Raw genomic sequence first — 7,805 nt, 5'->3', positions numbered from 1 at the left:
GAAACCGGTTCGCCGGACGAAGTGTTTGCACACCCACGCAGCGAGCGTTGCCGGCAATTTGTCAACGCTCATCAGACTCGCTAATAACCTCATAAAAAGACGGGAAAACATCATGGGAAATCGACGATTGGCAAACTGGTTTACGGGCGTGGCCTGCGTATTGCTGGCCGGCATGGGGTCTGCCCAGGCGCAGCCAATCCGCTTCGCAGTCGCAGCGGAACCGTACCCGCCGTACTCCGAGAAGCAGGCCAATGGTGAATGGAAAGGCTTTGAAATCGACTTGATTCACAAGCTCTGCAGCGAAATGAAAGCCGACTGCGAGATCAAGGAAGTGGCGTGGGACGGGATCATCCCGTCGCTGCTGGCGAAGAAGGTCGACGTGATTTTTTCCTCGATGTCGGTGACCGAGGAGCGTGAAAAACAGATCGCCTTCAGCGTCCCTTACTACGATTCCCCGATCGCCATCGTCGGCCCGAAGGGCACTGCGGTGAACAAATACCCGGATGACCTCAAGGGCAAGACCATCGGCGTGCAGAGCTCGACGGTGAGCGCGAATTTCCTGAAGCAGTACTACGACAAAATTGCCGACGTGAAGTATTACGAAACCCAGGATTCGGCCAACGCCGACCTGGTTGCCGGCCGCATCGATCTGACAATGGCGGACGGCACCGCCATGGTGGATTTCGTCAAGTCTTCGGACGCCTCGGGCCTGGCCTACCTCGCCACCGTTCCTTATGACCCGCTCTTCGGCAAAGGCGTGGGCGCTGGTCTGCGCAAAGGTGACACCGAACTCAAGGGCAAACTCGACAAGGCGATCGCGACGTTATTGGCCAGCAAGGACTATGACGACCTGTCCCAGAGCTACTTCCATACCAGCGTAAAACCGCTCATCTACCCGTGAGCCGAAACCAAAATCCTTGGGGATCGCCACTGCGCGCCAAGCGCTGATTCGGCATGAGCAAGGCGCGAACGCGATGATCCGGCCACTTGAGGGCGGCATCGCGGTTGCGCGCCACACGCCTGTAGGGGCGGGTGACGATGCGTCGTCACCCTCTGGAGAATGAAATGTCGGCAATGTTCGAGTTGATCGGTTTTACCGACCAAGGATGGGGCACAGCGCTGTTGAAGGGACTGTTGATGACCCTGCAGATATCGGCGGGGGCCTTCGTGGTGGGGTTGACTGTCGGCCTGGTGGTGGCCTGCCTGAAGTTGGGTGCACCCAAACCGATTGCAGCACTGGCTCGTGGGTACACCACGTTGTTCCGGGCCGTTCCAGAGCTGTTGATGATCCTGTTGCTGTACTACGTGGGCTCCATGCTGCTCAATTCTCTGATGGCAGCGCTCGGCTTCGAGGCGGTCAATGTCAGCGGTCCGTTGGCGGCGATTGTGGTGCTGGGCATGGTGCAGGGCGCCTATGCGTCGGAGATTTTCCGCGCGGCGATTCAAGCGATTCCCTTCGGCCAGATCGAAGCGGCAAAAGCGTTTGGCCTGCACGGTTTCGCTCTTTTTCGGCGTGTCACGCTACCGATCATGGCGCCGTTCGCCATGGCGGGCATGGCTAACTTGTGGGTCAACCTGATCAAGGACAGTGCGTTGATCAGTGTGGTGGGCACCAACGAGCTGTTGTACACGGCCCAGCAAGGCGCGGGTTCGACGCGTCACTATCTGTTGTTCTACATCACGGCTGCTGCGCTGTATTACGTGGTGACGCTGGTGTCCAACTACCTGTCGGGACGGCTCGAGCGGCGCATCCGCCGCTGGATGCCTTTGGCTGAGTGAATGAAATGATTCCAGCGTGGATAGTTGAATACGGGGCGCTGTTGCTCCGCGGATTGCAGACGACCATCACCATTCTGCTGATCTCCAGCGTGTTCGGGTTTGTGCTGGCGGTGCTGGTGGCGTTGGCGCGGATCTCGAAAAACAAAATCATCGCCAGGGGCAGCCTGCTCTTCACCAGCGTGACACGCGGCACCCCGTTGCTGATCCAGATCTACATTTTCTACTACGGTCTCGGCAGCCTGTTCGCGCAGTTTCCGCTGATCCGTTCCAGCTTTTTCTGGCCGTATCTGCGTGACGGTTACTGGTACATCGTTTTTGCATTGGTGGTGTCCGTGGGGGCGTATGTCGGCGAAGTGATTCGCGGCGGATTGCTGGCCGTGCCCAAAGGTGAAATGGAAGCGGCTTCAGCGTTCGGCATGACCCCGCGTCAGGCGTTGCTGCGGGTGCGATTGCCGCGGGCCTTGCGCCTGTTATTGCCGACCCTGGCCGGCGAGACGGTCATGTTGATGAAGTCCACGGCGCTTGCCTCCACCATCGCGGTGATTGATTTGTTGGGCGCGGCCAACATGGTCCGGGCGCAGACCCTGCAAGTGTATGAGCCATTGGTACTGGTGGCCGGTGTGTACATTTGCCTTACCTTTTTGCTCGAGGCGATCTTTGCCTTTGCCGAGCGCCGGGGAACCCCGATTCGCACCTCGGGATGACCAACCGGCCACTGGCTGACCGTGCGCACCTTCGTTGCGGTGGTCGCCTGTTGGCGGGTGGGGCGTATGCGGCGGGTACAGCGAGGCGAATCAGGCTCCAGGCCAATCGCTCTCTTAAACAGCAAGGCGTTGTTATTTATCAATAATTTATGAGGGTAAGCGCATGGCGCAGGATGTTTCGTTCAACATTCGCAACAATAATGGCGACGAGATGAAGGTCGGCGTCTGGCGTTACGAGGGCAATGGCAGCGGGCCGACGGTGCATCTGCAGGCCGGAGTCCATGCCGATGAAATCGCCGGGATGCTGGTCCTGCATTTATTGATGCAGCGCCTTGAGGTTGCGCAGGCGCAAGGCCGGCTCAAGGGCACCGTGACCGTGGTGCCTCAGGCCAACCCGTTAGGCATCGGCCAGTTTTGCAAGGGCCGGTTGCTCGGGCGACACCACGATGCGACTGGGCACAATTTCAACCGCTGGTTCGACCGGTCGGCGGCGATGGAACTGCCTTTGACCAACGTGCAGGAATGGCAGAAAAAACTGGTGCAGCTGGCGGCCCCGGCGGATGTGATGCTCGACCTGCACACCGATGACGAAGCGCTGCCCTACCTTTACGTGCACCGCGCCTTCGGGTCACGTGGCCGCGAATTGGCAGCCGCGATGAAGATGGACGTGGCGATCATCTGGGACGACGGCAGCGATGGTTCGTTCGAAGAAACCATCATTTCGCCGTGGCTGCGCGACGGCGTCGCCGATCAGCACATGGCGGCCACGCTGGAGCTGCGCGGGCAAGGCGATGTCAGCGACGAATTTGCCGAGCAGGATGCCGTAGGCTTGTACGGCTGGCTGTGCAATTACGGGGTGATCGACGAGCAAGTGCCGCTTGCCGATTGGCCGGTCGAGGTGCTTGAGATGGGCCAGATGGAAACCATTCTTGCGCCGCAGCCCGGTGTGCTGATCTTTGAAAAAGAGCTGGGTGATTTCGTCGAAGAAGGCGAGCGCTTTGCGCGCATTCTGCGGCGTCCGGGCGATCCTGCTTCCGAAGTCGTGCTGTTCGCCGAGCAAGCGGGGCGACTGGTCACCCGCTACCGGGACCGGTTGATCGGTCAGGGCATGGGCGTAGCCAAGTTCACCGGCACGCGCATTTCGCGTCACTGGAATGGCGGGATGCTCGATCCGGACTGAGGCCCGTTGCCAGACATCATGCCTGTGTCCAGGTGTCGCTTCAGTCAAACGCAGTGATGACCCTGGCCGCGCCCGACACCTGACAGGCTGTCGGCGCGGGCGTGCCAGGGTGCGCTGCTACCGCTGGGTCGTTCGCGGGTGCCGAGCGAGAATTTGGTCGTTACAATGGGCGTCTCGACCGTGACAGACCTCGATAAAAAAAATGTCCCTACCCAAGCATCACCTGGAACTGCTCAGCCCCGCCCGTGACGTGAGCATCGCCCGCGAGGCGATCCTGCACGGTGCCGACGCCGTGTACATCGGTGGCCCCAGCTTCGGCGCCCGGCACAATGCCTGCAACGAGGTGAGTGAAATCGCCCAACTGGTGACGTTCGCTCATCGCTACCACGCCCGGGTGTTCACCACCCTCAACACGATCCTGCATGACAACGAGCTGGAGCCAGCCCGCAAGCTGATCCATCAACTGTACGATGCCGGGGTCGACGCGTTGATCGTCCAGGACCTGGGTGTGATGGAGCTGGACATTCCGCCCATCGAGCTGCATGCCAGCACCCAGACCGACATCCGCACCCTGGCGCGAGCGAAGTTCCTGGACCAGGCGGGTTTCTCGCAATTGGTGCTGGCCCGCGAGCTGAACCTGCAAGAGATTCGCGCCATCGCCGATGAGACCGACGCGGCCATCGAGTTCTTCATTCACGGCGCGTTGTGCGTGGCGTTTTCCGGCCAGTGCAACATCTCTCACGCGCAAAACGGCCGCAGCGCCAACCGGGGCGATTGCTCCCAGGCCTGCCGTTTGCCATACACCCTCAAGGATGACCAGGGTCGGGTCGTGGCCTACGAAAAACACCTGCTGTCGATGAAGGACAACAACCAGAGTGCCAACATTCGCGCGCTGGTCGAAGCTGGCGTGCGTTCGTTCAAGATCGAAGGGCGCTACAAGGACATGGGCTATGTGAAGAACATCACGGCCTATTACCGCCAGCGCCTGGACGACGTACTGCAAGACCGGCCGGACCTGGCGCGCGCCTCCAGTGGCCGCACCGCGCACTTCTTCGTGCCCGATCCGGACAAGACTTTCCACCGTGGCAGCACCGACTACTTCGTCAGTGACCGCAAGATCGACATCGGCGCCTTCGATTCACCGACGTTCACTGGCTTGCTGGTGGGGGCGGTAGAGAAGGTAGGCAAGCGCGACCTGCTGGTGGTGACCACTGAGCCGCTGTCCAACGGCGATGGCCTCAACGTGCAAATCAAGCGTGAAGTGGTCGGGTTTCGCGCCAACATCGCCGAGCCCAAGGGTGAGTTCGACGAAGACGGTGAAAAGCGCTATCGCTATCGGGTCGAGCCCAATGAGATGCCCGACGGGATGTACAAGCTGCGGCCCAACCATCCACTGAGCCGCAACCTGGACCACAATTGGCAGCAAGCGTTGCAGAAGACCTCCGCCGAGCGGCGCATCGGCCTCGCCTGGGTGGCACGCCTGGATGAACAGCAACTGCAACTGACCGCCACCAGCGAAGAGGGCATCAGCGCCAGTGTCTCGCTGGACGGACCGTTCGGTGTGGCCAACAAACCGGAGCAGGCCCTGGAAGGGCTGCGTGACCTGCTCGGGCAACTGGGCACCACCGACTACCATGCCACGGCCGTCAAACTGGACGCCCCGCAGGCATTCTTCATTCCCAATTCGCAGCTCAAGGCCCTGCGCCGCGAAGTGATCGAGGCGCTGACGACGAGCCGTCTGCTGGCGCACCCGAGAGGCGGTCGCAAGGCCGAAACCAGCCCGCCGCCGGTGTACCCGGAATCGCACCTGTCGTTCCTGGCCAACGTCTATAACCAGAAGGCCCGGGACTTCTACCACCGGCACGGGGTCAAGCTGATCGACGCCGCGTTCGAGGCCCATGAGGAAACCGGGGAAGTGCCGGTGATGATCACCAAGCATTGCCTGCGCTTTTCTTTCAACCTGTGCCCCAAACAGGCCAAGGGCGTGACCGGCGTGCGCACCAAGGTGGCGCCGATGCAACTGGTGCACGGTGACGAAGTGCTGACATTGAAGTTCGATTGCAAGCCTTGCGAAATGCACGTGATCGGCAAGATCAAAGGCCACATCCTCGACCTGCCGCTGCCGGGCAGTGCCCCGGAATCGGTGGTCGGTCACATCAGCCCCGAAGACCTGCTCAAGACCATCCCGCGCGCGCCTCACTGAGTGGCGGGCGGACGGGTGGCCCAAAGGGTCGCCGCTCAGAAAAGCGCTCGGGCCAGTCGATACTGGCCCGAGCGTTGACCCGATACTTCGCTGGCGCTGATCGGGCGGCTGAGATGGCTACACCGTGAATCAGCGCGCGGCTACCGGACGGTGAGCTGCTTGTTGAACACGTCCAGCGACTCGTGGCCGATTGTTGGCTTGAACGTCGCTGTTTCCAGCGGCCGCGCGGCGGCCCTGAGCAAACCGTCGTTGCGCTTTTCGGGATTGAACAACAGGTACAAGTCCTGACATTTTTTCACGATCCCCGCCATGTCCAGCTCCGGGTTTTCTATTTTTGCCGTGATTTGATACACCGAGATGAAGTCGTTCAGCGACACTTTTTTCATGTCGACAATGGATCGATAGAGCACGAAGGCGCTGACCTGATCGCACTTGCTTTTCAATGACGTCGAGGACACCGCACGCGACCATCCGGCAAAATCGAGACGGATCATCGAAGCACCCTCAAGAATGGCGCAATACCGTCTGACCTCGCTTTCGGAACCTTGCGAGGAGCCGAACAGCATGTCGACAAAACCAGAGACAATCGTCCCGACAGCCGATGTATTGTCCCCGGCGACAAAACCTTTGATGGAATCATTCACCACGCTGCTAATGTTTTTGGCGTTGTCGGATGTATAGGCCTTTGTCTGGTAAGTGAACGACTGGATCGTTGAAATGGGGAATGTTCTATCAGTGCCCTGGCCCGCGCCCAACAATGAGGTATTAATCAGTTGCGCGTAGTACTGGGATTTGGACAGGCCGAGCGCCATCAGTGTGTCGAGGTGCGCAGCGCATTCGTTTTTCATTTCTTCGGACAAATCCTGCCCGATCAGTGCCTTGGTTATTGCTGCCATGATGTTCTCTCCATTGAATGTTCAAAGCGGCTTGCACGGTTGAGGAGTTGCTTTAGTAAACAAGAGGGCGGGTGATGTATCAGGTCCAGTTATTGTGTGCCGTTATACCTCGCTTGATGGTTTCAAGTTCTTGCGTAGTCAAATGTCCCTTGGCCTCCAGGCGTTCTATGAGGGCATGTATGTTAGTTCGGAAATCCTCGTCATCGATATCTCCCAGGATATGCATGTGCAGTTCAGGCGTGGCGGCATCCTCCAGATCAAGGTGCATTCTGTCGTGGCCTTGGGCATTGCCGTCGACCGAGGTCAATTTCATTTCTTCAACCAGTGTGGCGAGGCACTGTTGAACCGGCGCCCGATAATCAGGCGTACTGCGCCAATGGAAAGTGGTTGCAATCGAACTGAGCACCACGCGATCAAAGTCTTTTTGGTTGACTACAATCAGGGTGCATCCATTTTTGTCAGGAAAATCGCCAGGCATATAAACCTCCCTGTTTGATTGGATATAAGTAGTGTCAGCGTACGCTGCACGCACTGATAAACGTTAATGCGGTTGATGGACTGATTTTAATGCTTGATGTTGAGTCGACATAAAACCCAAGCAACTTTTTCGCCTGAAAACTATAAGCTTGATCAGTATTGAAAGTGTGCTGTCACGTCATCCATGCGACGCGAGTAAGAAGGCGTGAATAAAGGTTGTATCGTCGGCTCGAACAACCATAGTTCATGGAATGATAAGTGACCCAGGCCGATATAGATTAAGTGGAAATAAACAGGCCGACGCACATAGCGGGGGGCGATGCGTGTCAGAAACAATGTTCGTCCAACACCGGACACTCGCCGTGCGCTGGCGCTTCTCAGGTTTATGCCGGACATCCAGAAACTCAAACGGAGAAGGCACATGGGAAATGCACCTGGAAACATTTCTTGGAACGGTGGGCAGTAATGCCCATTTCTCAACGAAATCAGCTGTCTATTTTTTCGGCTGGGTGGCGCCAAACGGTGCCAGGCGCTCGAGCATCGCGTCCAGGAAAAGGCGAACGCCC

The 7,805-nt window shown here is 58.7% G+C and carries 7 protein-coding genes and 1 pseudogene; 6 read left to right on the top strand and 2 right to left on the bottom strand.

Features of this window, described 5'->3' with window-relative positions:
• The 6 genes and pseudogenes from ACQKP4_RS02240 to ACQKP4_RS02215 form a co-directional block, all read left to right on the top strand.
• Positions 1-84: pseudogene (locus tag ACQKP4_RS02240) on the top strand (histidine/lysine/arginine/ornithine ABC transporter ATP-binding protein); the annotation flags it as partial.
• A gap of 28 nt (positions 85-112) precedes the next feature.
• Positions 113-901 (top strand): transporter substrate-binding domain-containing protein, encoded by a 789-nt coding sequence (locus tag ACQKP4_RS02235; RefSeq protein WP_427630002.1) that lies wholly within the window; start codon positions 113-115, stop codon positions 899-901.
• 164 nt (positions 902-1,065) lie between these two features.
• Complete coding sequence (locus tag ACQKP4_RS02230; protein WP_427629989.1) at positions 1,066-1,779, top strand: ABC transporter permease; 714 nt, start codon at positions 1,066-1,068, stop codon at positions 1,777-1,779.
• A gap of 5 nt (positions 1,780-1,784) precedes the next feature.
• On the top strand, positions 1,785-2,483 hold the full coding sequence (locus ACQKP4_RS02225; RefSeq protein ID WP_427630001.1) for an ABC transporter permease: 699 nt from the start codon (positions 1,785-1,787) through the stop codon (positions 2,481-2,483).
• A 163-nt stretch (positions 2,484-2,646) separates the two neighbouring features.
• Positions 2,647-3,663, top strand: a complete 1,017-nt coding sequence (locus ACQKP4_RS02220; protein ID WP_427629987.1) for a succinylglutamate desuccinylase — start codon at positions 2,647-2,649, stop codon at positions 3,661-3,663.
• Positions 3,664-3,865: 202 nt separating this feature from the next.
• A complete protein-coding gene (locus ACQKP4_RS02215) occupies positions 3,866-5,866 on the top strand; it encodes a peptidase U32 family protein (protein WP_427629986.1) in 2,001 nt (666 codons plus the stop codon).
• Positions 5,867-6,006: 140 nt separating this feature from the next.
• Here the strand turns inward: ACQKP4_RS02215 and ACQKP4_RS02210 are convergent, their stop codons facing one another.
• Together ACQKP4_RS02210 and ACQKP4_RS02205 are read right to left on the bottom strand one after the other, a co-directional pair.
• The gene (locus tag ACQKP4_RS02210) at positions 6,007-6,762 is read right to left on the bottom strand and encodes a hypothetical protein (protein WP_427629984.1); all 756 of its coding nucleotides are present in this window, start codon (positions 6,760-6,762) and stop codon (positions 6,007-6,009) included.
• 79 nt (positions 6,763-6,841) lie between these two features.
• Positions 6,842-7,240, bottom strand: a complete 399-nt coding sequence (locus ACQKP4_RS02205; protein WP_427629982.1) for a hypothetical protein — start codon at positions 7,238-7,240, stop codon at positions 6,842-6,844.
• Positions 7,241-7,805 lie beyond the last annotated feature (565 nt).

The organism is Pseudomonas sp. NPDC086278 (assembly GCF_050280905.1).
Taxonomy (GTDB): Bacteria; Pseudomonadota; Gammaproteobacteria; order Pseudomonadales; family Pseudomonadaceae; genus Aquipseudomonas.
The sequence above is the reverse complement of the archived record's forward strand: the minus strand, read 5'-3'. Positions and strand labels throughout refer to the sequence as shown.